Origin of the sequence: Roseivirga sp. 4D4 (assembly GCF_001747095.1) — a bacterium.
In the GTDB taxonomy this organism is placed as follows: Bacteria; Bacteroidota; Bacteroidia; order Cytophagales; family Cyclobacteriaceae; genus Roseivirga.
In genome coordinates, this window is record NZ_MDGP01000001.1 from 3,344,976 (window position 1) to 3,369,434 (window position 24,459).

The 24,459-nt window shown below is 41.4% G+C and carries 24 protein-coding genes; 15 read left to right on the forward strand and 9 right to left on the reverse strand.

The window, feature by feature from the left end; genetic code table 11:
- The first annotated feature begins 27 nt into the window (after window positions 1–27).
- Window positions 28–1,056 (forward strand): patatin-like phospholipase family protein, encoded by a 1,029-nt coding sequence (locus BFP97_RS14650; protein WP_069843139.1) that lies wholly within the window; start codon window positions 28–30, stop codon window positions 1,054–1,056.
- Here BFP97_RS14650 and BFP97_RS14655 read toward each other — a convergent pair.
- Window positions 1,053–1,475, reverse strand: a complete 423-nt coding sequence (locus BFP97_RS14655; protein WP_069843140.1) for a secondary thiamine-phosphate synthase enzyme YjbQ — start codon at window positions 1,473–1,475, stop codon at window positions 1,053–1,055. The genes BFP97_RS14650 and BFP97_RS14655 overlap by 4 nt on opposite strands.
- Window positions 1,472–2,545: a peptide chain release factor 1 gene (gene prfA, locus BFP97_RS14660; RefSeq protein ID WP_069843141.1), complete on the reverse strand. Its 1,074-nt coding sequence runs from the start codon at window positions 2,543–2,545 to the stop codon at window positions 1,472–1,474. Before prfA ends, BFP97_RS14655 begins: the two co-directional genes overlap by 4 nt.
- A gap of 79 nt (window positions 2,546–2,624) precedes the next feature.
- On the opposite strand from prfA, the gene BFP97_RS14665 reads away from it, so the two are divergent.
- Complete coding sequence (locus tag BFP97_RS14665; protein WP_069843142.1) at window positions 2,625–3,113, forward strand: hypothetical protein; 489 nt, start codon at window positions 2,625–2,627, stop codon at window positions 3,111–3,113.
- Here the strand turns inward: BFP97_RS14665 and BFP97_RS14670 are convergent.
- Complete coding sequence (locus BFP97_RS14670; RefSeq protein WP_069843143.1) at window positions 3,110–3,673, reverse strand: DNA-3-methyladenine glycosylase I; 564 nt, start codon at window positions 3,671–3,673, stop codon at window positions 3,110–3,112. The genes BFP97_RS14665 and BFP97_RS14670 overlap by 4 nt on opposite strands.
- 80 nt (window positions 3,674–3,753) lie before the next feature.
- Here BFP97_RS14670 and BFP97_RS14675 point away from each other — a divergent pair, with 80 nt between their 5' ends.
- The 3 genes from BFP97_RS14675 to BFP97_RS14685 are packed head-to-tail and all read left to right on the forward strand — an operon-like array spanning window position 3,754 to window position 7,114.
- Complete coding sequence (locus BFP97_RS14675; RefSeq protein WP_139135318.1) at window positions 3,754–5,106, forward strand: hypothetical protein; 1,353 nt, start codon at window positions 3,754–3,756, stop codon at window positions 5,104–5,106.
- A complete protein-coding gene (locus tag BFP97_RS14680; RefSeq protein ID WP_069843145.1) occupies window positions 5,103–5,786 on the forward strand; it encodes a response regulator transcription factor in 684 nt (227 codons plus the stop codon). Before BFP97_RS14675 ends, BFP97_RS14680 begins: the two co-directional genes overlap by 4 nt.
- Before the next feature lie 2 nt (window positions 5,787–5,788).
- Window positions 5,789–7,114, forward strand: coding sequence for a sensor histidine kinase (locus BFP97_RS14685; RefSeq protein WP_069843146.1), 1,326 nt, complete (start codon window positions 5,789–5,791; stop codon window positions 7,112–7,114).
- On the opposite strand, the gene BFP97_RS14690 is transcribed toward BFP97_RS14685, so the two are convergent.
- Window positions 7,111–7,869, reverse strand: a complete 759-nt coding sequence (locus BFP97_RS14690) for an SDR family NAD(P)-dependent oxidoreductase (protein ID WP_069843147.1) — start codon at window positions 7,867–7,869, stop codon at window positions 7,111–7,113. The genes BFP97_RS14685 and BFP97_RS14690 overlap by 4 nt on opposite strands.
- Window positions 7,870–7,964: 95 nt before the next feature.
- Between BFP97_RS14690 and BFP97_RS14695 the strand changes: the two genes are divergently transcribed.
- The 5 genes from BFP97_RS14695 (at window position 7,965) to BFP97_RS14715 (ending at window position 13,610) form a co-directional block, all read left to right on the forward strand.
- A complete protein-coding gene (locus tag BFP97_RS14695) occupies window positions 7,965–9,047 on the forward strand; it encodes an amidohydrolase family protein (RefSeq protein WP_069843148.1) in 1,083 nt (360 codons plus the stop codon).
- A gap of 130 nt (window positions 9,048–9,177) precedes the next feature.
- Window positions 9,178–10,443, forward strand: coding sequence for a hypothetical protein (locus BFP97_RS14700; RefSeq protein ID WP_139135319.1), 1,266 nt, complete (start codon window positions 9,178–9,180; stop codon window positions 10,441–10,443).
- Between the two features lie 9 nt (window positions 10,444–10,452).
- On the forward strand, window positions 10,453–11,472 hold the full coding sequence (locus tag BFP97_RS14705) for a sensor histidine kinase (RefSeq protein WP_083262581.1): 1,020 nt from the start codon (window positions 10,453–10,455) through the stop codon (window positions 11,470–11,472).
- 1 nt (window position 11,473) lies between these two features.
- A complete protein-coding gene (locus BFP97_RS14710) occupies window positions 11,474–12,238 on the forward strand; it encodes a LytR/AlgR family response regulator transcription factor (protein WP_069843150.1) in 765 nt (254 codons plus the stop codon).
- A gap of 148 nt (window positions 12,239–12,386) precedes the next feature.
- On the forward strand, window positions 12,387–13,610 hold the full coding sequence (locus tag BFP97_RS14715) for a hypothetical protein (RefSeq protein WP_139135320.1): 1,224 nt from the start codon (window positions 12,387–12,389) through the stop codon (window positions 13,608–13,610).
- Between the two features lie 93 nt (window positions 13,611–13,703).
- Here the strand turns inward: BFP97_RS14715 and BFP97_RS14720 are convergent, their stop codons facing one another.
- The gene (locus BFP97_RS14720) at window positions 13,704–14,330 is read right to left on the reverse strand and encodes a heme-copper oxidase subunit III (RefSeq protein WP_069843152.1); all 627 of its coding nucleotides are present in this window, start codon (window positions 14,328–14,330) and stop codon (window positions 13,704–13,706) included.
- A gap of 132 nt (window positions 14,331–14,462) precedes the next feature.
- On the opposite strand from BFP97_RS14720, the gene mfd reads away from it, so the two are divergent.
- A complete protein-coding gene (gene mfd, locus BFP97_RS14725; protein ID WP_069843153.1) occupies window positions 14,463–17,813 on the forward strand; it encodes a transcription-repair coupling factor in 3,351 nt (1,116 codons plus the stop codon).
- On the opposite strand, the gene BFP97_RS14730 is transcribed toward mfd, so the two are convergent.
- From BFP97_RS14730 to BFP97_RS14740, 3 genes are read right to left on the reverse strand one after another with little or no spacing between them, the layout of a single operon-like run.
- Window positions 17,794–18,381, reverse strand: a complete 588-nt coding sequence (locus BFP97_RS14730) for a hypothetical protein (RefSeq protein ID WP_069843154.1) — start codon at window positions 18,379–18,381, stop codon at window positions 17,794–17,796. The genes mfd and BFP97_RS14730 overlap by 20 nt on opposite strands.
- A 10-nt stretch (window positions 18,382–18,391) precedes the next feature.
- Entirely contained in the window at window positions 18,392–19,117 is a 726-nt protein-coding gene (locus tag BFP97_RS14735; RefSeq protein ID WP_069843155.1) for a LytR/AlgR family response regulator transcription factor, read from the reverse strand.
- Window positions 19,114–20,286 (reverse strand): sensor histidine kinase, encoded by a 1,173-nt coding sequence (locus BFP97_RS14740; RefSeq protein ID WP_069843156.1) that lies wholly within the window; start codon window positions 20,284–20,286, stop codon window positions 19,114–19,116. The genes BFP97_RS14735 and BFP97_RS14740 overlap by 4 nt, the downstream gene beginning before the upstream one ends.
- Window positions 20,287–20,568: 282 nt before the next feature.
- On the opposite strand from BFP97_RS14740, the gene BFP97_RS14745 reads away from it, so the two are divergent.
- On the forward strand, window positions 20,569–22,122 hold the full coding sequence (locus BFP97_RS14745) for an SUMF1/EgtB/PvdO family nonheme iron enzyme (RefSeq protein WP_069843157.1): 1,554 nt from the start codon (window positions 20,569–20,571) through the stop codon (window positions 22,120–22,122).
- A 53-nt stretch (window positions 22,123–22,175) separates the two neighbouring features.
- Here BFP97_RS14745 and BFP97_RS14750 read toward each other — a convergent pair whose 3' ends face one another.
- Window positions 22,176–22,880: a ComF family protein gene (locus BFP97_RS14750; RefSeq protein WP_069843158.1), complete on the reverse strand. Its 705-nt coding sequence runs from the start codon at window positions 22,878–22,880 to the stop codon at window positions 22,176–22,178.
- 27 nt (window positions 22,881–22,907) lie between these two features.
- Between BFP97_RS14750 and BFP97_RS14755 the strand changes: the two genes are divergently transcribed.
- Genes BFP97_RS14755 through BFP97_RS14765 form a run of 3 tightly spaced genes read left to right on the forward strand, consistent with a single transcriptional unit; the run spans window position 22,908 to window position 24,374 of the window.
- The gene (locus BFP97_RS14755) at window positions 22,908–23,261 is read left to right on the forward strand and encodes a carboxymuconolactone decarboxylase family protein (RefSeq protein ID WP_069843159.1); all 354 of its coding nucleotides are present in this window, start codon (window positions 22,908–22,910) and stop codon (window positions 23,259–23,261) included.
- Complete coding sequence (locus BFP97_RS14760; RefSeq protein ID WP_069843160.1) at window positions 23,254–23,619, forward strand: hypothetical protein; 366 nt, start codon at window positions 23,254–23,256, stop codon at window positions 23,617–23,619. Before BFP97_RS14755 ends, BFP97_RS14760 begins: the two co-directional genes overlap by 8 nt.
- Window positions 23,616–24,374 (forward strand): exodeoxyribonuclease III, encoded by a 759-nt coding sequence (locus tag BFP97_RS14765; protein ID WP_069843161.1) that lies wholly within the window; start codon window positions 23,616–23,618, stop codon window positions 24,372–24,374. The genes BFP97_RS14760 and BFP97_RS14765 overlap by 4 nt, the downstream gene beginning before the upstream one ends.
- The last annotated feature ends 85 nt before the right edge of the window (window positions 24,375–24,459 follow it).

The window sequence follows — 24,459 nt, forward strand, 5'->3', positions numbered from 1 at the left end:
ATTGACCTTCAAACACATACAGAAACTATGGACAAAAAAATCAAAATTTTATCGATTGATGGCGGTGGAATTCGTGGTATCATTCCTGGAACCATTCTTCACTACATCGAAACCGAAATACAAAAAAGACCTGGCCAAGAAAATACACAACTGGCCGATCACTTCGACCTAATAGCAGGTACCAGTACTGGAGGTATTCTAACTTGTACCTACTTAGTACCAGACGATAAGGGTAAGTCCAAATACTCCACCGAATTTGCACTGAATATCTACCTAAAAACAGGGCCTGATATCTTCAGCAGAAGTTTTTGGCAAAAAGTTAAAACGCTAGACGGTATCGCAGGTGCCAAGTATTCAGCCAAGACCATTAACAAAGAACTCGATCAGTATTTTGGAGATCATTGGATAGCAGACCTGCGAAGGCCATGTATTATTACCTCATATGATATCACAAACCGTAAAACGGTTTTCTTTAACAAGTTGGATGGCGTTGACAATCCAGTAAGAAATTATAGGGTAAGAGAAGTGACCAGAGCCACGTCTGCCGCACCTACTTACTTTGAACCTGCTCGCATTAGCTCTGAAAACGGTACTATTTCTACATTAGTTGATGGGGGTGTTTTTGCCAATAACCCCGCCTTATGTGCCTATTCGGAAGCGAGAGCACTCGATTTTAGCAAGTTGGATACACCTAATGATATCGCTTTCCCCTCTGCCAAAGACATGATGATATTGTCCATAGGCACAGGAACGGTAAAGGAAAGTTATCACTATGATAAGGCCAAGAAATGGGGCGCTATTGGTTGGATAAAACCGGTTATCGATGTTATGATGTCCGGTAACTCTGAGACGGTAAATTATCAGCTCAATCAAATATTTGATGCTACCAAGAATGGTGAATATTATCACCGAATTCAACCGGGCTTAGGGGAAGCGAATGCACAAATGGATGATGTTTCTGAGCAGAACCTGAAAGCACTGCATCAAGCGGGTCTACAATATATCTCTGCCAATCAGGATCAGCTGAATAGCATTGTAGATCAAATTCTGTCCTAAGTACCGTGAAGCGTTAAGACCAGTTTACGGCTTCCGCCATGGTTACGGTGTTCGCATAAGTAAACGCCTTGCCAGACCCCTAAGTTAAGGTGACCCTTAGTCACTGGAATTGTCACTGATGGACCCAGTAAGGACGCCTTGATATGTGAAGTCATATCATCTGGACCTTCGAAGGTATGTTGATAGTGGTTCTCTTCTTCTGAAACTAATAAGTTGAAGTGGGTTTCGAAGTCTTCACGAACCGTAGGGTCTGCATTTTCATTGATCGTTAAACTTGCAGAAGTATGTTTTATATGAACATGCAATAGCCCTGTATTTAAGTCTCCAAGCTCAGGTAAGGCGGCAATTATATCTCGGGTGATCAAATGAAAGCCTCGTGTTCGAGGCTTAAGGCTTAGTTCTTTTTGAAAGTATTTCATTCTTCGCTTCCGTCTTGAAGCTTGTCCGCATTTTCGGCTATGCGAAGGTTTTCGATGAAGTCGCCCAATTGCCCATCCATAACGGTCGGTAGGTTGTGAACAGAATAACCAATGCGATGATCTGTCACCCTACCTTGTGGGTAATTGTAGGTTCTAATCTTATCAGATCGATCACCGCTACCAACCAGAGACTTTCGGTCACTTGCAATTTCATCTTGCTGCTTCTTCAGCTCCATCTCATAAAGTCTTGATCGAAGTACCTGCAAGGCCTTGTCATAGTTCTTATGTTGAGATCGCCCATCTTGACATTCTACCACTGTATTGGTTGGAAGGTGTGTAAGCCTTACCGCTGATTCTGTTTTATTAACGTGCTGACCACCTGCCCCGGAACTACGATAGGTGTCTTTTTTAACATCCTTCATATTGAGTTCAAAATCAACTTCATCAACTTCAGGAAGTACTGCCACAGAGGCTGCGGAAGTGTGAACCCTACCTTGCGATTCTGTCACAGGAACACGCTGCACACGATGAACGCCAGACTCAAACTTGAGCGATCCATAAACATCATCACCAGAAACTCCAAAGACAATTTCCTTAAAGCCTCCAGAAGAAGCCTCACTCAAACTGATCAACTCTTTGCTCCAGCCTTTAGTCTCAATAAAGCGATCGTACATTCTGTACAGGTCACCCGCAAAAATGGCCGCCTCATCGCCTCCAGCGCCAGCACGGATTTCCATAATCACATCTTTCTGATCATCCGGATCTTTAGGAATCAGTAATACCTTGATTTCAGCCTCGAGTTCTTCTTCTCTTGGAACCAGCTCATCAAGCTCCATTTTCGCCATTTCTCTGAACTCTTCGTCCTTTTCAGTTTGAAGTACTTCCTTAGCAGAAGCGATGTTGTCTATCACGTTCTGATATTCATCATAAACCTTTACGATCTTCTCTAAATCCTTGTATTCTTTGCTCAGCTTAGAATAGACTTTCATATCGGCCATGGCGTCTGGCTGTACCAGCAGTTGGCCTACTTCTTCAAATCTGTCCTTAATGGCTACAAGTTTTTCAATCATTCCGAATGGGTTTATTCCCTAAAATTAAAAAACAATAGCAATCCCTTATACATTTGTATACCATTCCATAAAACGAAGAATGAAAAAGCTGCTCGCCTTTATTCTAGTCTCATTAAGTCTGGTTTCCTGTGGGGATCAAAAGATAGATACTACTAAAGCCCGTGAGGAAATGGAAGACCGTGAAATCAAAGTAGTTTCAGAGGCAGAAATCATTGAAAGGGCCATGGAAATTGGCAACACGCTCTCAAAAAGTTTTTCCATTGAGGTTGTGCCCGAACCACTTACGCAGACTTATGTCATTAACACTGAATTTGGTCCAGATTCTGTTTATCATAAAGCACGTTACTTTTTTGATGACCATGAAGATTTAAGTGGTAAGGTGCTCCAAGTTTTTGAGGCATACCGATACAATCGAGATAACAACCTTGTTTCTGAACCCAACATTCAAAAACTGGATGAAAGCAAAATGCTTTACTACACTAAACCTATGTTTGCTGATACAGTCATGGTCGGTATGTGGGCAATAGAGATTCCTCGTAAAAATGTGGTTTTGAGTATTAAGGACTAGACTTCGTTATAGCGAAAACAGTCTACAACATGATCATTCACAAGGCCGCAGGCTTGCATGTAAGCATACATTATCGTGCTGCCCACAAACTTAAAGCCTCTCTTTTTTAGATCCTTACTCATTTTATCAGACTCTGCTGTTGTAGCTGGAACCTCCGCCATAGACTTCCATTGGTTTACAATAGGCCTTCCATCTACAAAGGACCAAATATATTTATCGAAAGAACCAAACTCGTCTTGAATTTTGAGAAAGTTTTGTGCATTGGTCACCGCACTTTTCACCTTCAATCGATTACGAATGATGCTCGGATCAAGTAAAAGCTGCTCCATTTCTGCCTCGCTATAATTAGCGACAATAGTGGGATCAAAATCCGCAAATGCCTTTCGATAACCTTCTCTCTTTTTCAAAATCGTAGACCAATTGAGCCCCGCCTGAGCACCCTCAAGAATCAAAAACTCAAAATGAACCCTATCATCATGGACAGGAACGCCCCATTCCTCGTCATGATATCTGACATAATCTTCAAAAGAACCTTGGCACCAGCTACACCTTGTTTTCATGTGGTCAAATTAAGAAAGATTAATTTGGTTTTAAGCTCGATTTAATGTCCTTGGGTTATGTTTGATCAAAATTATAAAATATGAAGAAGTCCCTTCTCTTGACCATTATAGTCTGTTTATGCCTTTGTGAGACAGCGCTAAGCCAGGGAATTTCAAATAGTCGTTTGGAACAAATCAAGCGAATGGGCAGAACTAATGATCATATCACAAAGAAGTATAAGGGTACCATAGAAAAAATGCTCTTCAGTGGTCACAAATATGGAGGGGCCTTTGACGGAATAGTTTTAAGGTTAAAGAATAATAAACTAATGATTTTACGCCTTATTCCCTTCCGAGGAGAAAGTATTGGACCTTATATTCAAGAAGGACAAGAGGTTGAGGTCGTGGCTTCTGGTGACAAGCTATTGCTTAACAAAGTGTTGTTTAAAGACCTGGCTATGAAAGACCTTGAACAGGAGTTAGGAAAGCCCATTCGAGGCTTGGGTTATCTGAAGCAAGTCCAAAATTCCACTGGTACTTATTTAGCTGAGTCGAAAGGAAACCTGTCTATAAATACCCAAACTAAGCCGATCCTTAATGTGAAAGTCAATGAGAGAATACGGTTGACAGACTATGAGGGAATGCTAGTATTGGAAAACGATGACACTTTAATCTATCAATTCTCAGGAAGGTTTGAAAATACGCTTAATGAAGAATTCATTTCTTACTTGAGGGCTCAAAAAGAAGGAAATGGTTTATACTACAAAAACCCCAATATTTACCGAATAACGTCAGGAAACATTAAATACTCAGCAAAAACAGCTGGTTTTAATGCATTGCGTCATTTCGGCTTCGGGAATGATCTGCTGAGAAAGGCTGAAATTTCTTCTGCGAATTTAATCTCTGCAAACAATGGGTTAGTGAATGGCCTTTCTGCCAGAGTTGAAGGACAAAAGCTGGACACCTTTTACTTTAATAGCAAGAGTGCTGTTGAAATTGAACAGTTGGTTGTCAAAGCCAAAAAAAATGATGTGATCAACCTCTATTATAGAGAAATGCCCAACCGTAAAACCTTGAGGGCTATAAGCCATAGTACATCGGAAGTAATAGTTGAACCGCTCAGTATTAGATATGGTACCAAAGAGGATTACCATTCTAATAAAGTCAACTATCAGGGGAGTATTAGTAAAATCAACTATAACAAAGGAAAATACCCGAACAGGTTTGAAAGCCTAATTCTTGACGACAGCGTTTATATCAAATTAGACCCAATTGTTATGTTATCAATTCTCGACTTGGTTGAAGAAGGTGTTCAAATACAAGTTCAAGGCTGGAAAAGAAAAAAGATCTCAAGTGAAATCGACAAGGCCGGTTATACAATTGTTGCACCTGAACATGTCATTGTTTACAATATTAAATTTGTCAATCGGACATCATTAAGCACTAGCCAATGAATATTCTTTTAGTTGAAGATGAGGTCAAGCTAGCCGCCTTTGTTCAAAAAGGTCTACAAGAAGCCGGTTATAACGTCAAGCTGGAAAGCAGTGGCAGTGCAGCCCTTGAAACTGCAGCAGCAGATCATTTTGATCTAATTCTTTTGGACATTATGCTGCCTGGTCAAAATGGGTTTGAAGTACTTAAAAACCTTCGAAAGTTCTCGATTGATACCCCCATAATATTTATGAGTGCATTGAGTGAAAGCGATCATGTTATAGAAGGGCTAGACTTAGGTGCAGTCGACTACATCAAGAAACCATTTGACTTTGAAGAGCTCAAAGCCCGTGTTAGAAACGTTCAAAGGAAGTTTGGATCAAAAAGAGCTTCTATCCTCAAGATAAAAGATCTTGAAATTGACCTGATCAAAAGAGAAGTAAAAAGAGCAGATCAACTAATTGAGTTAAGCAAAAGAGAGTTTTCCATTCTCGAATTACTCCTAAGAAATGCCAACCGCGTACTGTCAAAGGCGGAGATCACGGAAAAAATATGGAACTTCAACTTTGACATGGGCAGCAACGTGATTGAAGTCCACATGCATCAATTAAGAAAGAAAATTGATCACGATTTTGAACCAAAGCTCATCGAAACACAAGTGGGCTATGGATACAAAATAGTTGGAGAACTTACTAAGCGATAATATTGGGCAATCCTTTTTCATTTAAGAGTATTCGATTCAAAATCGCTATTGCCTTCTTTGCGGTTTTCCTGATTGTCATCTCAGTTTCTAATTACTTTCTATTCGATCAGGTAAAATCGAGCATCATTCAAACCTATTATCAAGGTATTACCGTTGAAGCTGAAAGCATAGCTCGATCTCTTGCTGAAAGGCCAACCGAGGTGCCTATTACAAAAGAAGATCAGCCTATTCAAATCTGGTTTAAGTCTGGGTTTGAAAGTCAAAAATTCTACGAACGCGCTGATTTTCCAGAAGTCTACACAGACCTATTCTCAGTGCTTCAGGACGAAGCGTATGTGCCAGAATTGGAGTCTTCGATTATTCTAGAGCTAGACTCCTTCACATTTTGCCTAATAGAAAAACAAGCCTTGAACGGTCAAATAGGAATTGTTAGTTTGATTCTTGCCAAAAAGAATCAATTGATCTTTGAGCAAATTGCCAATATCAAAACTTGGATGATTCTGGCAAACATTGGGGCAGCCCTACTTTCCTTTGTCATTGCACTCTTGATAGCAGGCTATACGCTAAAGCCCATAAGGCAACTGACCGAGCAAGCCAAGTCCATTAAAGCCTCACTGGCCATGGATAGGCTTCCTGTCTCTAAAGCTAATGATGAACTCACCGAGCTGGCCGAGACCATAAACGCGATGATTCAAAGAATAGAGTCATCCATTCAGAACCAAAATCAATTCTTTGCATCAGCAGCACATGAACTGAGAACACCACTCGCCAATATGTTAGCCGAGTTAGAACTTAAATTGGAAAAGGTCGATCATGGAAATCACAGCGAGACACTACAAAGTCAAAGAGAAGAGGTCATCCGATTGAAATATGTAGTTCAGGACTTTCTATTAATGAGTCAACTCAAGGCCGACACGCTTACAATCCATATGACCCCGTTTCGACTGGATGACTTGCTCTATGATGTACTTGAAAAAATGAATCCTTCTATTAAGGAAAGTGAATTCGACATAAGCCTGAATATTGTTCCGTTGTCGGAAGTCAAGATGAAAGGAGACAAATCTAAAATGGAAAGTATACTTGTCAATATTATACAAAATGCTGTCAAGTATGGATGCAACTCTAAACCTATTCGAATTAGCCAAAGTATAATCAATAACAGTGTAGAACTAACTATTATCAATCAAATTGACTTGAAACGTCAAAAAATGAGTGGTAATAAACTAGGACTCTGGATTTGTGGAAAACTTGCCGAAAAGCAAGGGTTCACCTTCACCAGCTCAGATGAAAGCGGTGTCTTTACCACCAGTCTCATCATTCCCATTTAATGTACATAGCTTCCCGCATTAATGTCTATGGTACTGCCAGTAGCATGATCGGCCAAGCCACTAGCCAAAAGCACTACCATTGGTGCTAGATCCTTTGCCTCTGTTAGTTCTGGTAAAGCAATATCATCCAAGGCGAAGGATTCACCATATTGATCCATGAAATCCTGAGCCATATCCGTGCGCACAAAGCCTGGCGCAATATTGAACGCCTTGATGTTTTGCTTTCCACAATGCCTTGCTATAGAACGGGTAAGAGAGGGAATCGCCCCTTTGGACGCCCCATAGGCCAAATAGTCCATGGTGTCTCCCCGAAATGCCGCTCTGGAAGAAATATTGATGATTCTTCCACCACCCTTTGAAGAATAATGCTCGATGGCCTTCTTACAAAGCAGGCCTGTTGCCCGGGTGTTTACAGCAAATGTCCTGTCCCAATCATCCAGCCAGTCGGAATCATTTTTGGTCAGATAAGATGAAACAGCAACTCCAGCATTGTTCACTAGCACATCAAATCTTCCGTAGTGAGCAGTTACTTGTTTAAACAATAAAATCACTGAATCAACTTCTTCTAAACTAGCCTGGAAAGGCTTGGCACCATTCCCAAACTTTTCACAAAGTTCTTCTGCGGCTGCTTGACTGGAATTAAAATGGACTGCTACAGTCGCGCCTGCGTTTGCCAAGCCCTCAGATATAGCTTTTCCAATACCCCTAGAGCCGCCTGTTACCAACACGACTTTTCCTTTTAAAGAAATCTCCATGTATAAATGCTTTTGGTCGAATAAATTACATTCTTAATCCCGCTTAAAAAACATTGTGGAATCAAATACGATTAATTCCTCAAACACTACTAATTATGAAAAGACATCATTTTTTGATTCTAGGCTGTTTACTAATGGCCCAACAAGCCATAGTAGCTCAAATTACTTTTGAAGAATACGACCCGCCTTCTTCCTTAGTCGTTCCAGAAAATCCGATTTCTAGGGCCAAATTCCCTTTCATAGATGTTCATAGCCACCAATGGCGTATGGGTGAGCGAGACTTGAACAAACTTGCCTCTGAAATGGACGGTTTGAACATGGGCCTCATGGTCAACCTATCCGGTGGCAGTGGAAAAGCTGTGGCAGATGGAATAAAGAACATAAAGGACAACCAACCCAAACGCTTTATCATCTTCGCAAATGCCAACTTTAACAATATAGATGATGATTGGGGACCAAGAGCTGCAGCTCAATTAGAAAGAGATTACAATCAAGGTGCTAGAGGGTTGAAGATTTTTAAGAGCCTTGGCTTTTCGGTAAAAGATAAAGAGGGCAATCGTGTAGCGGTCGATGACCCACGCCTCGATCCACTTTGGGCAAAATGTGGCGAACTCGGAATCCCTGTCTTAATTCACACCGCTGACCCAAAGCAATTCTGGGAGCCCTTTGATGCCAACAATGAGCGTTGGTTAGAACTGAAGACTCGTCCAAGAAGAAAAAGAGAGGATGACGATCCGGCCCCTTGGGCGAAAATGATAGAGGAGCAACATAATGTGTTCAAAAAGCACTCAAATACTACTTTTATTGCTGCGCACATGGGCTGGTATGCAAATGACCTGAACCACTTGGGTGAACTTCTGGAAGAAATGCCCAATATGATGGTAGAAATCGGTGCAGTAATCGCTGAGCTAGGCAGACAACCACGCTTTGCCAAGGCCTTTATGGAAAAGTATCAAGATCGAATCCTTTTCGGCAAGGATGCTTACAACCCAGAAGAATACCCCACCTATTTCAGAGTTTTGGAGTCTGAAGATGAATACTTTCCTTATTATAAACGCTATCACGCCTTTTGGAGAATGTACGGTCTAGGCCTCTCTGATGAGGTGTTAAAGAAGCTATATTACAAGAATGCAATCCGCATTATCCCTGGAATTGACGTAAGTGCCTTCCCTGATTAACTAAAAACTCAGTCGTTAATTTTCCCGATTCAGAAATATGAAAGCCCTAGTCTGGCCTGATAAGCTTCAAATCACACAACTCAGCAGCTACGTTTGTAGTATGCAAAAACAGAATCAAATAAGTCAAACCATGATAAGACGGATATTGCTGTTTGTAGGAATAGGCATAGGCTTGATAATCATTACCAATGAGTCTAAAGCCCAAAAAAATGTGGCCATTTACGGTAAAGTAACTACCGTAAGTGGGGATCAATACACCGGAGCGATCAAGTGGGGCGGAGATAATGCGCGACAAGCGGAATTATTCTGGGTAGAAATATTGAATGGTACAAAAACCTCGAATGACTTCATGAAATTTCTTTCGAAGTCAGAAATCAAAGAGCTTGGCGGTAAAGAAGAGGGCAATTCATGGTTATCTCTCGATTTAGGCGTGCTGAGCATTTGGGAAGACAAATTCTCCAAAACGCAACACGAATTCAAGGCTAGGTTCGGAGATATTAAGTCTATTGAACCACTTAGAAGAGACCGAGCCAAAGTCACCTTAAAAAACAACGTAGCTCTCGAAATTACCGGTGGCAACAGCGAAGACTTCGGCACAACAATAGGTGTGATGGATTTCGAACTCGGAGAAGTAAAGTTATCCTGGAGTAGAATTGATAAAGTAGAGTTCATGGCCGCTCCTGAAGGCTATGAAGAAACTTTCGGCAAACCGATTTATGGTATTGTCAATGCAGGTAGAAAAGGCACTTTCAAGGGAATAATTGCTTGGGATGACGATGAGAGACTCATGAACGAGATTCTTGATGGCAAAGATCGTGATGGCGATAAAAAGATACCCTTCCGAAGTATTCAGAAGATTGCAAAGAACAGAAATGGCGTTGACCTAACGCTCCGTTCTGGTAGAACCCTTTTCCTTACCGGTAGTAATGATGTGAACCAAGAAAACAGAGGCGTGGTTGTTTACGACCCAAATTATGGCTTGGTAAAAGTAGGATGGCGCGATTTTGTCGACTTAGAAATTGATGATGATGAAAGTACCGGAATGGACTATAATGACTTTCCTGTTTCCAAAGGAATCAATGCCACGGTGATAACTATTGATGGCGATGAGTTCAAAGGCCTTGTCGCCTTTGACCTAGACGAAGCCTGGGAGTTCGAGATCTTAGATGCTAATGATGATAAAGTGGAGTTCCAAATACCTTTTAGAAACATCAAAAGCATCATTCCAAAGAATTACAACTACTCTATGGTCGAAATGAAAAATGGTGAAAGACTGTTGCTCGGAGATCACCGTGATGTTAGTAGTGACAACGCTGGTGTACTGGTCTTTGTCTCCAAATCTGGTGATCCGGAATATATCCGGTGGTCAAAAATTGATGAGATCATTTTTGATTAAATTGTAGCAGTGGCACTCTCCAAGAAGTTTTCAGTACAGCTCATAGCAAGCCTCGTATTAGTCGGGGCTGTTTTTTTGACGCTATATCTAACAGATTCAGATAGAGAGCTGTATTTGACAGCCGGTTGGTTGGTTATTACCCTGGCACTAGTCTGGGTTTCAAACCACTTCTTGACCAGAAGGCTCGATAAGAAATTACCCTGGCTAGAACACGGCAATAAGCGGTTTTACTGGCAGTTGGGAATAGGTATTCTGATGTCACTACTGATCATTAATCTTAGCTACTTCATTCTCAAGTTAGGACTGACCAGCGATCCACCGAATGTAACCCAAGTGCTTTCGATGAATGTCTATGGCATATTAATTCTGTTGCCTACTATATCCATCAATTTCGGTATACAATTTTTGAGTAACTGGAAAACCGCTCAGGTCAATTCCGAGACTTTTCAGAAAGAAACGATTCGAGCGGAGCTCACAACACTCAAAAACCACTTAGACCCGCATTTTCTATTCAATAACCTGAATATCCTGTCATCTCTCATCAGTGTTGATACTGAGCTATCTCAGACATATTTAGAGAAATTCGCTGATGTCTATAGAAACATATTGAAAAGTAGTAAGGAAGAGCTCGTTACCCTCAATGATGAATTGAGGTTTATCGCATCCTATTTATACCTTTTGGAAATCAGGTTTGAAGACACCATCCAAACTTTCATAGATATTGATAGTAAGGCGCACATGAAGTACCTTCCTCCGTTAACGCTTCAAATGCTCATCGAAAATGCCATAAAGCATAACGTTATTTCAGAAATAAGACCACTAAAAATTCACATCTCCTACCAAAATGGCTACGTGTCTGTTAAAAATCCATTACAGGAAAAACGGGTAGAAAAGAGAAATAGTGGAAAAACGGGGTTAACCAATATTCAGAAAAGATATTCTTATTTTACAGACAAAGAGGTTCAAGTATTCAAAAACCCTGACAACTTTATTGTCAAAATCCCTCTGATAGATTTGGAAAGCGAATAGTATGAAAGTAGTTGTTTTCGAAGATGAAAAACTGGCCTCCGATCGCTTGATCGAATTGGTCAAGAGTATCAAGCCAGAAGCAGATGTGGTTACTTCCATGAAATCTGTTGAGGCAGCCGTACTTTGGCTTCAAAACAATGAACATCCTGATCTTATCATTAGCGACATTCAATTACTCGATGGATCAAGTTTTGAAATATTCGATCAGGTCGAAGTAAAGACCCCTATTATCTTCACTACAGCCTATGATGAGTATGCCATAAAGGCTTTTGAGGTGAATAGCATAGATTATTTGCTTAAGCCCATTCAAAAGGAAAGGCTATCTAATGCCTTAGATAAGTTTGAGCAGAAGGCTCAACATGAGAGTAGCAATAGCCCGATCAATATGGAAGAAATCAGGGCGGTAATCAGTGGTGCAACCAAAGAATATAAATCAAGGTTTTTAGTAAAACTGGGCCAAAGGATTCGAGCCATCCCCGTAGAAAAGATTGCCTACTTCTATTCTCAAGATAAGCTTTCTTACCTGATGACCTTCGAGGGTCAAAAACTGCCTATTGACCCTACATTGGAGGAATTGGAATCACTGTTGGACCCAAAACAATTCTATCGTGTAAACCGAAAGTTCTTCGTGCACTTTGATTCGGTCACTGATATCCACCCTTATTTTAAAGGAAGGGTTAAGCTCGGCCTCAACCCGCATATTGACGAAGACATAGTAGTCAGTAGTGAAAAAACCCCTGCATTTAAGCGGTGGTTAGACCAATAGGCTGAATCAGACAGTCAGATTCGGTATTACCCCTTCCCGTTTCAGTTCAAAAATGCCCCAGTATAACCCAGACTCATTTCAGGAGTGGGTTGATCATTCCATATTTGGTTTATCAAAAAAGAAACAACAACTAAAACATAAAAAGGTCATGAACTTAAAATTAAAAACCACCTTGATCGCCACTTTAACCTTGATCAGCTCTTTCGCTATGAATGCGCAAGAAGAGGCCCTGATTTACGGTAAGCTTACTACCATTAATGGCGACTCTTATACTGGCCAAATTCGCTGGGGAAAAGAAGAGGCGATTTGGACAGACATATTCAACGGTAACAAAGAAGAGAACGAAAACTATCGCTACCTGAGTCGTGCCGATCGCAATGATCTTAGGGACGACAGCAGGAGAAGAAACCGCTGGAATGGCTGGAACATCAGCTGGAACAGTGATTACGAAACTACTCATGAGTTTCAGGCACGCTTTGGAGACATCGCCAAATTAGAGATCCAGAGACGCTCTGAGGTGAAACTAACCCTAAGAAATGGAGAGACCATTTACGTTGAAGACGGCTCTAATGATTTCAATACAGAAGTTCACATTATGGACAGCGAGCTTGGCAAAACTACATTCCGATGGAGCAGAATTGAATCAATTGAATTCATGGATACTCCTAAAAACCTACGTGATAGAATGGGTGATCCTATGTACGGCACAGTAGAGTTTTATGGTGGTGAGTACACCGGTTTTATTCAGTGGGATCACGATGAAAGACTTTCTGAGGATATTCTTGATGGAGACACAAGAGATGGTGATGTCAAGATCGAATTTGGCAAACTTGCTTCAATCGAAAGAGACAGAGGTGGTAGCAACATTGTTACGCAATCAGGCAGAGAAATGTACCTAAGGGGGTCCAACGATGTCAACAGCGAGAACCGCGGTATCATCGTCACTACAGACTTTGGTCGTGTAGACATTCCTTGGAGAGAATTCAAAAAAGTAACTTTCAAAGAGGCTCCTAGTAATGCCATGTCATACGCTGACTTCTCGGACATGAAGAAGTTATCAGGTACAGTTGAAACGACTGATGGCGAGACTTTCAATGGCGATATCATCTATGACTTGGACGAAGAGTATACTTTCGAAATGCTTCAAGGACACGATGACGATGTCGAATACATTATCTCCATGGGAAATATTAAGTCTATCACTCCTAAGAACTATGACAACTCAATTGTAGTGTTGAAAAACGGCACCGAGCTCATGTTAGGAGATGCACGAGATGTAAACGAAGATAATGATGGTGTATTAGTCTTCACCGGTGGTGGCGATCCAAAGTACATCAGATGGGACGATATAAAGACAATTACGTTTAACTAATCCAACAGAAGGGCCAAGCCCAAAAGTCAAAAATAATTCTTCATAAGTCTATTGCTTGAAGGTCGCGTTTGGTCACGCGGCCTTTTTTTATACTTAAAAACTAAAGAGAAAGTAGAAAAACAGCACGATCCAGGCGGCATCGGTAAAATGCCAGAAGTCTGTTAATATTTTGAACTTGACTTTCTGATATGGATTGGTCGCGTATAGCAGGTGTTTGACCACATCTTTAGAAGTCTTATGACATTCCATCAGTAAAGACACTAGATAAATCAGTACTCCCAGTACATGTATTACATGCAACCCAGAAATGACGTAGAGATAAGCACCCGTTCTTTGGCCACTAAAAAAGATATTGTTGGATTGCAACTCTCTCCAGCCTGTCACCTGAGCAGCAGAAAAAATAAGACCCAAGAGCAGGGTAATACCCAGCCATTTTTTGACCTCATCGAGATCATCCTTCTCAAAAGCAGGCAACACCTTGGAAACGGTAAAGCTAGAGCTCAACATAAATAGGGTGCTGACGATAAAGGACTTAGGGAAATCTATCTTGAGAAATTCGCTGCTTTCAGGGCGCGAAACAGTAAAGGCCACTATGGTAAACAAAAAGATAATGCCACTACCAATCATCCCGACATAAAGCAAAACCATATGCGGATGCATCTCTTCAATGCGCTTGAAAGCCTCTTTCTTAAGGTCTAATCTGTTTTTTGCACTTTTCATCAGGCAACCGTAACAACTCTTTAAACGAAAGGGTTATGTGAAGCAACAAAAAAATCTTAATACCGCAAGAATCACTTATATAAGCGGGTATTCGAAAAATAGTACATTTGCAAGCCACTTCAGACAGATCAATTGAAGGTTAGAGATTTCATAAAGATTTATAGAGAGGATCCGGTAATTCAGTCAATAGCGGAAAGAATTAAGCCGAACGAAACCACCTACCTAAAACTAAAAGGATTGGTAGGTAGTCTGGATGCAGTTATAGCCGCAGCTACCTACCAGCTGAATAAGCAAACCAACATATTCGTCCTCCATGATAAGGAAGAAGCCGCTTACTTCCACAATGACTTGCAAAACCTTATGGGAGACAAGGAGGTGCTACTCTTTCCTACCTCTTACAAAAGACCTTATCAGTTTGATGAGACAGAGAATGCCAACATTCTCATGCGGGCAGAAATTCTTAACCGTATCAACCATAAGGCCTCTATTGGTGAGCTGATCGTTACCTACCCTGAGGCGCTCACGGAAAAGGTAATCAACAAAAAGTCCCTTTCCACCAATACTTTTTCAGCCAAAGTAGGTGAGTCTTTGGATGTAGCGTTTCTCACAGAATTGCTTCAGACCTATGACTTTGAACAAACGGACTTTGTCTATGAAGCTGGACAGTTCTCTGTTCGTGGAGGTATTCTGGACGTCTTTTCCTATGCACACGATTTGCCCTATCGAATTGAGCTCTTTGGAAATGAAATAGACAGTATCAGAACATTTGACCCTGTTTCACAACTGAGTCAGGACAACATTAAGGAAATCAATATTATTCCTAACGTTCAGACTAAGTTACTGGAAGAAACGAGGCAGTCCTTTCTGAGCTTCGTGCCCAGAAATTCGAAAATCTGGTTTAAAGACTACGAGCAGACATTGGATATCATTGAGAAATACTTTGTCAAGGCAACCGAAAACTTCGATCAAGTACTTGCGGTCACAGACACACAGGTGGTGCTAAGTCCAGAAGAGTTGTTTGAGAAACGTGAAACTTTCAAATCGGGGCTTGAAGGCTACACCCAGATAGAGTTTGGTAACCGGTCACACCTTAAATCGGATCACACTTTTACCTTTGATATAGAGCCACAGCAGTCCTTTAACAAAGACTTTGATGCTATAGCCGAAAACCTCGGGCAATGGCAGCTCAAAAATACGAGCCTCTGCATCGCAGCTGATTCGCTTAATCAAATCAGTCGCCTAGAAACAATCTTTCTTGAGTTGGATCCGACACTGAAAATCCTTCCCATAAATGTCAGTCTTAGGCAGGGCTTTATCGATAAAAACCGAGAAGTGCTTTGCTATACTGATCATCAACTCTTCGATCGTTTTCATAAATACAAAAGCAAGGCAAAGCATTCGAAATCGAAGGCGCTCACGCTAAAAGAGCTGCGTTCTTTGCATCCTGGAGACTATGTCGCCCACATCGATCATGGCATTGGTAGGTTTGCCGGCATGGAAAAGAAAGAGGTCAACGGAAAGCTACAAGAGTCCATTCGCCTGGTTTACCGTGATGATGACTTGCTTTATGTAAGCGTACATTCACTACATAAAATCTCTAAATACACGGGAAAAGAGGGTGCTGCGCCTACCATGAGCAAATTGGGTAGCCAAGAGTGGGAGAATAAGAAGAAGCGTGTAAAAGGAAAGGTCAAAGACATTGCCAAAGACCTAATTAGCCTTTATGCCAAGCGAAAGAATGCTCCTGGTTTTGCCTTTGCACAAGACGGCTTTATGCAGGCCGAACTGGAGTCTTCTTTTCTATATGAAGATACTCCAGATCAGGCGATGGCCACCGAACATGTAAAAAATGATATGGAGCTATCGCACCCGATGGATCGTTTGGTATGTGGGGATGTAGGCTTTGGAAAGACAGAGGTAGCGATTAGAGCAGCTTTTAAGGCAGCGGTCAACGGAAAACAAGTAGCAGTACTTGTCCCAACAACTATATTAGCCATGCAGCACTTCAGAACCTTCTCTGAAAGGCTCGCCAAGTTCCCGCTTAAGGTAGAATATATCAACAGGTTCAGGACTGCCAAGCAGATTAAGGAGACATTGGCTAGAGTAAAAGAAGGAAAAACGGAAATTCTGATTGGTACCCATCGAATTGTAAATAAAGACGTGTCCTTCAAAGACCTGGGCCTTTTGATTATTGACGAAGAGCAGAAATTTGGGGTAAAGGTTAAGGACAAGCTAAAAGAATTCCGCGTAGATGTGGATGTTCTGACCCTTACAGCTACTCCAATCCCACGGACTCTACATTTCTCACTAATGGGTGCAAGAGACTTAAGTATAATTGCCACCCCTCCGCCTAACCGGCAACCGGTGACCACTGAAATTCATACTTTCAATGAGGTCATCATGCGTGACGCCATCAGCTTTGAATTGCGTAGAGGTGGACAGGTATTCGTGGTACACAACCGCATCAATGATATTGAGCAAATCGGTAACATCATTCTCAAGCTGGTTCCAGATGCGAGAATAGGCATAGCTCATGGTCAAATGGAGGGCAGTCTTTTAGAAAAGAGAATGGTCAAGTTCATTGAGGGCGAATATGACGTATTGGTTTCTACCAACATTATTGAATCAGGCCTCGATATTCCTAATGCCAATACCATCATCATCAACCATGCTCATATGTTCGGGCTCTCCGACCTTCACCAAATGAGAGGAAGAGTCGGGCGATCTAACCGAAAGGCATTTTGTTATCTCCTTACACCTCCTACAATTGGACTTACTTCAGAAGCTAGAAAACGCCTGAGTGCATTGGAAGAGTTCTCTGACTTAGGTGATGGCTTCAAAGTCGCGATGCGCGACTTAGATATTCGAGGAGCTGGAAACCTCCTTGGAGGTGAGCAAAGCGGCTTTATTACCGACTTGGGCTTCGACATGTACCACAAAATCTTGGACGAGGCTGTACAGGAATTGAAGGAGAATGATTTCAAAGACCTTTTTGTCAATGACTTGGCCAAAGAGGCTGCGAAAATCGTTGCTCAGGATTGTACCATCGAAACGGACATGGAAATCCTCATTCCGGATAAATACGTCTCTAATATCTCCGAACGCCTGGGCTTGTACTCCAAACTGGATAGTATTAAAAACGAAGAAAAGCTTCAGGAATTCATTGGCAATGTAAGCGATCGGTTTGGGCCAATGCCTGATGCAGTTAATGATCTGGTGGAAACTGTAAGACTTAGGTGGTCAGCAGAACAGCTCGGTTTTGAAAAAGTGGTCATGAAAAACGAGGTGATGAAGTGTTACTTTATGCCCTCGGACAATGAAGCTTATTTTCAATCACCAACTTTTGGTAAGGTGCTAGCCTTTGTGCAAAAACATCCGAAGAAAAGTAAAATGAAGGAATACAAAACACGATTAATCCTGACCTTTAGCGAAGTGCAATCCGTTGAGGAGGGAAAGACCCTCCTTAATCAGATGCTGGCATAAGCTCGTCATTATTCAGAAAGGCATCTGATTCCAACAAATAAGCCTTAACCGTGTTAAACACCACCCCTAGGTGAAACCTGAATCTGAGTACGTACGGTAGTAGTTCATCGGCCTTTGAGTTTACAATACTGCTAGACATATCACCCATTATCTCGAACGTTTTGGCACCATGTTCCTGATAGAAGGCTTGAGTATCGTAAATCCCTGAAATGGCAATGTTTCTTTCATTTGAAATGAAGGACAGCGACTGGTTATTTTGAGCCACTTCCATAGCTGCCTTATTCAGGAATGATAGTGAAAAACCGGATGAAAAGTCCTCTGGTGTCTTATCATCTCGCACATCTTGAATCCATTGCTTGATGAATTCCAAGTCTTTTGCAATGCGCGCAGAATCTCTAACCAGCCGCTCCCTATTCTCTCCGATTTCATCTACAATATTTGAAAAGGACTTCTCGGCAAGCTGCTTATTGAGGTAATTTTGTCTCATTTCAGTCAAAGACATGGCCAAAATTACTGCCACAACAATTGACAGAAATTCAAAAACCGCCCTTTTGAAATTGAACTTCATCACTCAGTATTTAGAAACTCATCAACTCCTTGAATTTAAGGGTTTGTCTTCTTGAAACGTCAATCTCTTCCCCTCCTTTAAGGTAAATTCGCAAACTTCCACTAAACCAAGGCTCTATTCGCTCTATCCATTTCAGGTTAATAATCTGCTGTCTGTTCGCCCTAAAAAATGTCTTATCGTCAAGCCTTGACTCCAGGTAATTAAGAGTTCTCGTAATCATCGGCTTTGAAGTATCAAAGTAGACGGTAGTATAGTTACCACTCACCTCAAACAGCCTGATATCAGATAATTGAACAAACCAGCAGCGCTCTCCATCCTTTACGAAAACCTGATCATTAATCGTCAATATGCCTTCCTGTGTACTGTTTTGCTCATTTTCCTTCTTCTTGATTTTATCATAGACCTTGGAAACCGACCCAGCCAGGCGCTGTTTCTGTACTGGCTTAACGAGGTAATCTAGTGCGTTATATTCGAAGGCTTTTAGCGCATGTTCATCATAGGCTGTTGAAAAGATTACTTCTGGCAATACCTCTAATTCCTCCAGCAACTCGAACCCATTTTTTCCTGGCATCTGAATATCAAGGAAAATCAGGTCGGGTTTGAGCTCATTGATTTTTTCTTTCGCCTCATCAGCACTTGCAGCCTCTCCAACAATTTGAACATTGTCAAACTCCTTCAACAGTCTCTTAAGTTCATTTCTCGCTAACCTGGAATCGTCAATTATAAGTGTTTTCATAAGGCAAATCTTTCTTTATCATTCAAAGGTATCTTAACAGTAGCACATACCATATGCTCATTGAGGTTTTGAACCGTCAAACCAGACTTCTCTCCATAAAGCAGCCTCAACCGCTCTCGTGCATTACTAATGCCAATACCCCTTCTTTTTCCTTCAGAAGCCTGTTTTTTGTCTCTCTTCAATTGGCCTGTATTGGTTATATTGATAAAAAGGAAATCATTGTTGATCGCTGACTTTATGATGATTTCTCCCCCGTTCGGAAGATTATTAATACTGTGCTTAATAGCATTTTCCACAAGGGTCTGAACAATCATTGGTGGAATGAGCATCTCTTTTGTAGACTTATCAATATCAAATGTATATCTCAATCGCTCTTCCAATTGAATGGCTTCTAGCTTGAGGTAGTCTAATACAACTTCCAGCTCCTTTTCTAAGGAAACTTTTTCATACTGATCGAATTGAACCGAAAACCTAAGCAGGTCTGACAAGTGGGTAATGGCATCCCTCGCCCTCTCTGAGTCTTCAACCACCAGAGAACGGATATTATTAAGGCTATTGAACATGAAGTGTGGATTGATTTGAGCCTTAAGTGTACTGAGTTCCGCATCTTTTATAGATGCCGAAAGCTTCCATCCCTCAATTTCCATCTCTCTGGTTTTTTGCAAATACTGATAGGCAAAATACAAAGCTGACCAGCAGATGAAATAAATGGCATAACTGGCAACAAAGCTCAATAGGAATACCAGGAGCTTGCTTCCGGAAAAATTGGAAATGCTTGCTTGCCTGAACTTTTCCATAGTTTCCTCATCAATACCCTCTATTTCAGGAATACCCATTAGGCCATTGATTGCCTCAGGGTCAGCTGTAGCAATTAGGACAAAAACTCCAATGAGTATCAGCAAGGTCAATACCGATAAGAGAGCTCCTTGAATGACACTCGCTAGGAAAACTCTTGGCCAAAGCTTGGCAATACGCAGTTCTTTCCAATTCTTGCGTTTTACGTAGCCCCTATACAAGTGACTGACAAAAACACCTAGTAAAATTGCCATCAGGTTAGTGCCCAGTGCCGGTAGAAAAGGCATGAACATAACCATCGCTAAAAAGCTCGTTAGCATTAAGCCACCCCAGCCGCCAAACTGAAGCATCCAATAGAGCTTATTTTTATTCATGTTTCAAATAAAATGGTTTTATGTCAAGGCCATGTTAGCCTTTGACTGAAAGGTAATATAGGCTGATCAAGTGACTTATAGTCTGCTCAAGTTATTTTAAGGCTGTTGACCCATAAGGCAACATAGCCCGAGACAGTCGGCAACATTTATCTCATTTTCTGAAATATCCGTTCAATTATCTCGTTTTGGACATTGAATCAGAAGGCTGATTTTGTGATAGATTGAGTATAAATGTATATTAGCGAGTTCAATTTTCACCTGAATAAGCTTAAATAGTTAAAAATGAAAAACACAGCGGGTTATTTGAAAGTAGGCGCTCTTAGTGTTATACTTTTGTTCTCCATTAGTGCTTGCTCCAAGAAAACTAGCCAAAGTACTACTACTGGTGCTACGTATGCCACAAAAAAGAGCAACCTCGGCTTCAAACCATATGACGACCAGGCATTACCAAACCCTCCGGGAATGGTATTTGTGCAGGGAGGTAGAACTATTTTAGGCTCTTATGAACAAGATCTTTATGGTTCTCGTGACAATGTCGAGAGAACTGTGACGGTTAACTCGTTCTGGATGGACGAAACAGAAGTCACCAACAAAGATTGGAGGGAGTATGTACACTACCAGTACAACCCTCAGGACTTACCCCTTCCAAAGAACATCGAAATAGAAGATCCAAATTCTAAGGATAACGAAAACGCAGCAGACCCAATCTTACCATTCATTCCAGACCTTCAGGGGCCAACCCATAGCAAGAGTAACCCAAAAATGATGGTGGATATCATTCCGAACGATGCGGTTTGGACAAGCAATTTTTCGTTTAACGATGTTTACGCAGAGAATTACTATAGTAACCCAGGATTCAATGACTATCCGGTGGTAGGAGTAACCTGGAGGCAGGTGGTCGATTATTCTAAGTGGAGAACGGACTTTGTAAACCTTAAGCAAATCTTTGAAATGGATTTTGAAGAGCTGCCTTTGACTTTCCAGGAAGAGTTCATCGTGGTTAATGAGACCTCTGGTGATTATGAGCTAGGAATAGGTGGTCAAGTAATTGGTGACAACAATGGCGACAAGCAGTTGATCTCCGTTGAGGACTTTGATGATTTTCAGCAAGAGGTGGTTGAGTTCATGAATGAGGAAGTTAACAAAAGACAGTTCATTGAAAGAGGTATTTATTTACCACAGTTCAGGCTCCCTAACGAAGCTGAGTGGGAATATGCTGCAAAAGCGACCATTGGTACCGTTTACTTAGATGAAAATGAAGAGTACGGAAGAATCTACCCTTGGGATGGAAGAAGTACAAGAAATCCTTTCGGCAAAAAGAGAGGTGAGCACTTGGCAAATTTCAAGAGAGGTCGCGGTGACTATGCGGGTATTGCCGGTAATGTCAACAATGATGCCTCTGTAATTCCAGAGCCTGTTGGCGAAAGAGAACCAAATGATTTTAACCTTTTCAATATGGCAGGTAATGTCAGTGAGTGGGTTTTTGATACTTATCGTCCACTTTCATACGGTGACTTCGATGATTTGAACCCTGTGAGAAAAGATGGTACTGGCGATTCAGAAAAAGACTATGGTTGGGAGTCCAGCCAAGTAAGAGATAGTGTTTCATTTAACCCTCAACTCGAGTATCGCTCACTAGTAAACGATCGCTCCAAAGTATATAAAGGTGGTTCTTGGAAAGATGTCGCTTACTGGATGGCTCCAGGTACCAGAAGGTTCCTTGACATGGACAGGGCCACTTCTACTATCGGGTTCCGTTGTGCGATGATCTCAATCGGTTCAAGACAGCTAGATCAATCTAACGGCATCATAAGCAGGGTTTTCGGCAGAAAGTAAGTAGAAGAACCAAGCTTCAAGATATTTCAAGGCCTCAGAATTGAGGCCTTTTTTTATTTAGCACCCCCAATAGTGGCAATGCTCAAAGAGCGAGGTTCACATTGCTGTAAAACTTCCAGACACGCCACCAATGTTGAACCTGTTGTCAATAAGTCGTCAACTAAGAGAACACGTTGATCTCGAAGGTTGTCCTTATCTAATACCTCAAAAACACCTTCCACATTTTTGATCCTACTCAGTTTAGACCGCCTTGTCTGTGAATCAACATGCTTCACCTTAATGAGCGTATCCAAATTCATGGAAAGGCTCAGTGATCGAGACAAGCCGAGTCCAAAATGTTCACTTTGATTATAGCCACGCTCTTTCAGTCTTTTAGGATGCAATGGTACAGGAACTATAACATCAAAAGCACCAGCAAAACCGTCCTCAAACAGCTCTCCACCATATCTTCGGCCTATCATCTCTCCAATTCCTGGTTGGTTACCATATTTCAGGTGGTGTAAGACTTTCTGAATGAGCCCTTTCTTAAAAAAGTGAGCATAAACCAAAACATGAGCTAGCTCAATGACTCCATCAAATTTTTCCCTGAACTGTGGAACTTCAAGCTTATGGGTATGGGTTTTTGGTAAATTGTAGTGACATTTCGGGCATAAATAGTCGCTGCCTTTTGGGAGCAAGCCCTCACAACCTAAACAGAGGTTAGGGTAGAATAGAGATACGAAATCAGCCAAAAATGTAGAGAGCGATCTTTGATTCATTTTATTAAAGAATAAATTAAGAGAAATATGAGTATAGTACAAGAGTTCAATGACTATAGAGCCAAAATGAACGAGAAGATTCTCGAAGAAGATAATAAAGTGCTCAAGAGACTCTTTAACCTTGACACAAATGCGTTTGCCGAAGGCGCGCTTGATATTAAAACCAAAGAAGTTGTCGGTTTGGCTTGTTCAATGGTGCTTCGCTGTGACGATTGTGTCAAATACCACCTAGGCAAATGTCATGAGGTGGGGATTACAACTAAACAGGTGTTCGAGGCCCTTTCTATTGCCAACCTGATTGGCGGCACCATAGTAATCCCTCACTTGAGAAGAGCCGTTGAATACTGGGAAAGCCTACAGGAAGAAGGCGAAAATGTATAAAAAAGACCTTGAGCTTCAAAGAAAATGGGTGAAGCTACTCACTCAACTAGGTGAAACCATTGGCAAGCGACCAAAGGACCTGAATAGCACACTATTCCTTATTGGAGTTCAGGAACTGGGAAAGGGAAAGCAAAACTTCTCCAAAGAAGAGAAGCAAGACCTTATGCACATCGCCATTTGCAAAGTTCTGAGCTATTCTGGTTACTACGAGCTAGAAGGCCTTGACAAAGAAGGTTGGCCACATTGGGTGGCCATGAATAAATTACCTCGCTTTGACCTGTTAGACCAGGAAAAATTACTCAAAATGCATGTTTTGGAGTACTTTGAAAAAGAATACGACTTGAAAATCACACTATGAAAATCATCTCTTACAACGTCAATGGGATTAGAGCGGCATTAAAAAAGGGTTTTGACTCTTGGCTTCGTGAAGAAAACCCAGACATTGTCTGCCTGCAAGAGCTTAAAGCCATGGCAGACCAAATTGAGCCCTTTTACAAAGAGTTAGGGTATGAGCTGTACACGGAAACCGCAGAGAAGAAGGGTTACAGTGGTGTGGCCATATTGACTAAGCGCAAACCTAAACATGTCGAATATGGGTGTGGCAACTCCCTCTATGATAATGAGGGTCGGGTAATCCGCGCTGACTTTGATAATTTCTCCGTCATGTCAGTTTATATGCCAAGTGGCACAAGTGGAGATATTAGACAAGACTTCAAGTACGAGTGGCTCGACTTTTTCTATAACTATGCTCATGAATTGACTAAATTCATTCCTAACCTGGTGATAAGCGGTGACTATAACATAGCACATACGCCTATTGACATCCATAACCCCGTTTCCAATAAAAACTCGTCTGGTTTTCTTCCTGAAGAACGCGAGTGGATGTCAAAATTCATCGACTCTGGATTCATCGATAGTTTTCGTGCTTTCAACCCGGATCCCCACCATTATTCCTGGTGGAGTTACAGAGCAAACTCTCGGGCCAATAACAAAGGATGGCGCATTGATTATCACATGACCACGCGATCCATGGAAGAAAGATTAAAGTCAGCCTCCATACTTCCAGGGGCCCATCACTCGGATCACTGCCCGATTGTATTAGAAATTGACTGAATAAGTAGTATATTCTCCTCTTTATCAATCGTTTTACAATCCTTTGCGTATGATTTGCGTAATTAAAGTGTAAAACAAAATTTCA

Excerpts from the sequence above, each read along its gene's own strand:
- BFP97_RS14650 (WP_069843139.1), top strand. The coding sequence starts at position 28 with ATGGACAAAAAAATCAAAATTTTATCGATTGATGGCGGTGGAATTCGT.
- BFP97_RS14655 (WP_069843140.1), bottom strand. The coding sequence starts at position 1,475 with ATGAAATACTTTCAAAAAGAACTAAGCCTTAAGCCTCGAACACGAGGC.
- prfA (WP_069843141.1), bottom strand. The coding sequence starts at position 2,545 with ATGATTGAAAAACTTGTAGCCATTAAGGACAGATTTGAAGAAGTAGGC.
- BFP97_RS14665 (WP_069843142.1), top strand. The coding sequence starts at position 2,625 with ATGAAAAAGCTGCTCGCCTTTATTCTAGTCTCATTAAGTCTGGTTTCC.
- BFP97_RS14670 (WP_069843143.1), bottom strand. The coding sequence starts at position 3,673 with ATGAAAACAAGGTGTAGCTGGTGCCAAGGTTCTTTTGAAGATTATGTC.
- BFP97_RS14675 (WP_139135318.1), top strand. The coding sequence starts at position 3,754 with ATGAAGAAGTCCCTTCTCTTGACCATTATAGTCTGTTTATGCCTTTGT.
- BFP97_RS14680 (WP_069843145.1), top strand. The coding sequence starts at position 5,103 with ATGAATATTCTTTTAGTTGAAGATGAGGTCAAGCTAGCCGCCTTTGTT.
- BFP97_RS14690 (WP_069843147.1), bottom strand. The coding sequence starts at position 7,869 with ATGGAGATTTCTTTAAAAGGAAAAGTCGTGTTGGTAACAGGCGGCTCT.
- BFP97_RS14695 (WP_069843148.1), top strand. The coding sequence starts at position 7,965 with ATGAAAAGACATCATTTTTTGATTCTAGGCTGTTTACTAATGGCCCAA.
- BFP97_RS14700 (WP_139135319.1), top strand. The coding sequence starts at position 9,178 with ATGATAAGACGGATATTGCTGTTTGTAGGAATAGGCATAGGCTTGATA.
- BFP97_RS14710 (WP_069843150.1), top strand. The coding sequence starts at position 11,474 with ATGAAAGTAGTTGTTTTCGAAGATGAAAAACTGGCCTCCGATCGCTTG.
- BFP97_RS14715 (WP_139135320.1), top strand. The coding sequence starts at position 12,387 with ATGAACTTAAAATTAAAAACCACCTTGATCGCCACTTTAACCTTGATC.
- BFP97_RS14720 (WP_069843152.1), bottom strand. The coding sequence starts at position 14,330 with ATGAAAAGTGCAAAAAACAGATTAGACCTTAAGAAAGAGGCTTTCAAG.
- BFP97_RS14730 (WP_069843154.1), bottom strand. The coding sequence starts at position 18,381 with ATGAAGTTCAATTTCAAAAGGGCGGTTTTTGAATTTCTGTCAATTGTT.
- BFP97_RS14735 (WP_069843155.1), bottom strand. The coding sequence starts at position 19,117 with ATGAAAACACTTATAATTGACGATTCCAGGTTAGCGAGAAATGAACTT.
- BFP97_RS14740 (WP_069843156.1), bottom strand. The coding sequence starts at position 20,286 with ATGAATAAAAATAAGCTCTATTGGATGCTTCAGTTTGGCGGCTGGGGT.
- BFP97_RS14745 (WP_069843157.1), top strand. The coding sequence starts at position 20,569 with ATGAAAAACACAGCGGGTTATTTGAAAGTAGGCGCTCTTAGTGTTATA.
- BFP97_RS14750 (WP_069843158.1), bottom strand. The coding sequence starts at position 22,880 with ATGAATCAAAGATCGCTCTCTACATTTTTGGCTGATTTCGTATCTCTA.
- BFP97_RS14755 (WP_069843159.1), top strand. The coding sequence starts at position 22,908 with ATGAGTATAGTACAAGAGTTCAATGACTATAGAGCCAAAATGAACGAG.
- BFP97_RS14760 (WP_069843160.1), top strand. The coding sequence starts at position 23,254 with ATGTATAAAAAAGACCTTGAGCTTCAAAGAAAATGGGTGAAGCTACTC.
- BFP97_RS14765 (WP_069843161.1), top strand. The coding sequence starts at position 23,616 with ATGAAAATCATCTCTTACAACGTCAATGGGATTAGAGCGGCATTAAAA.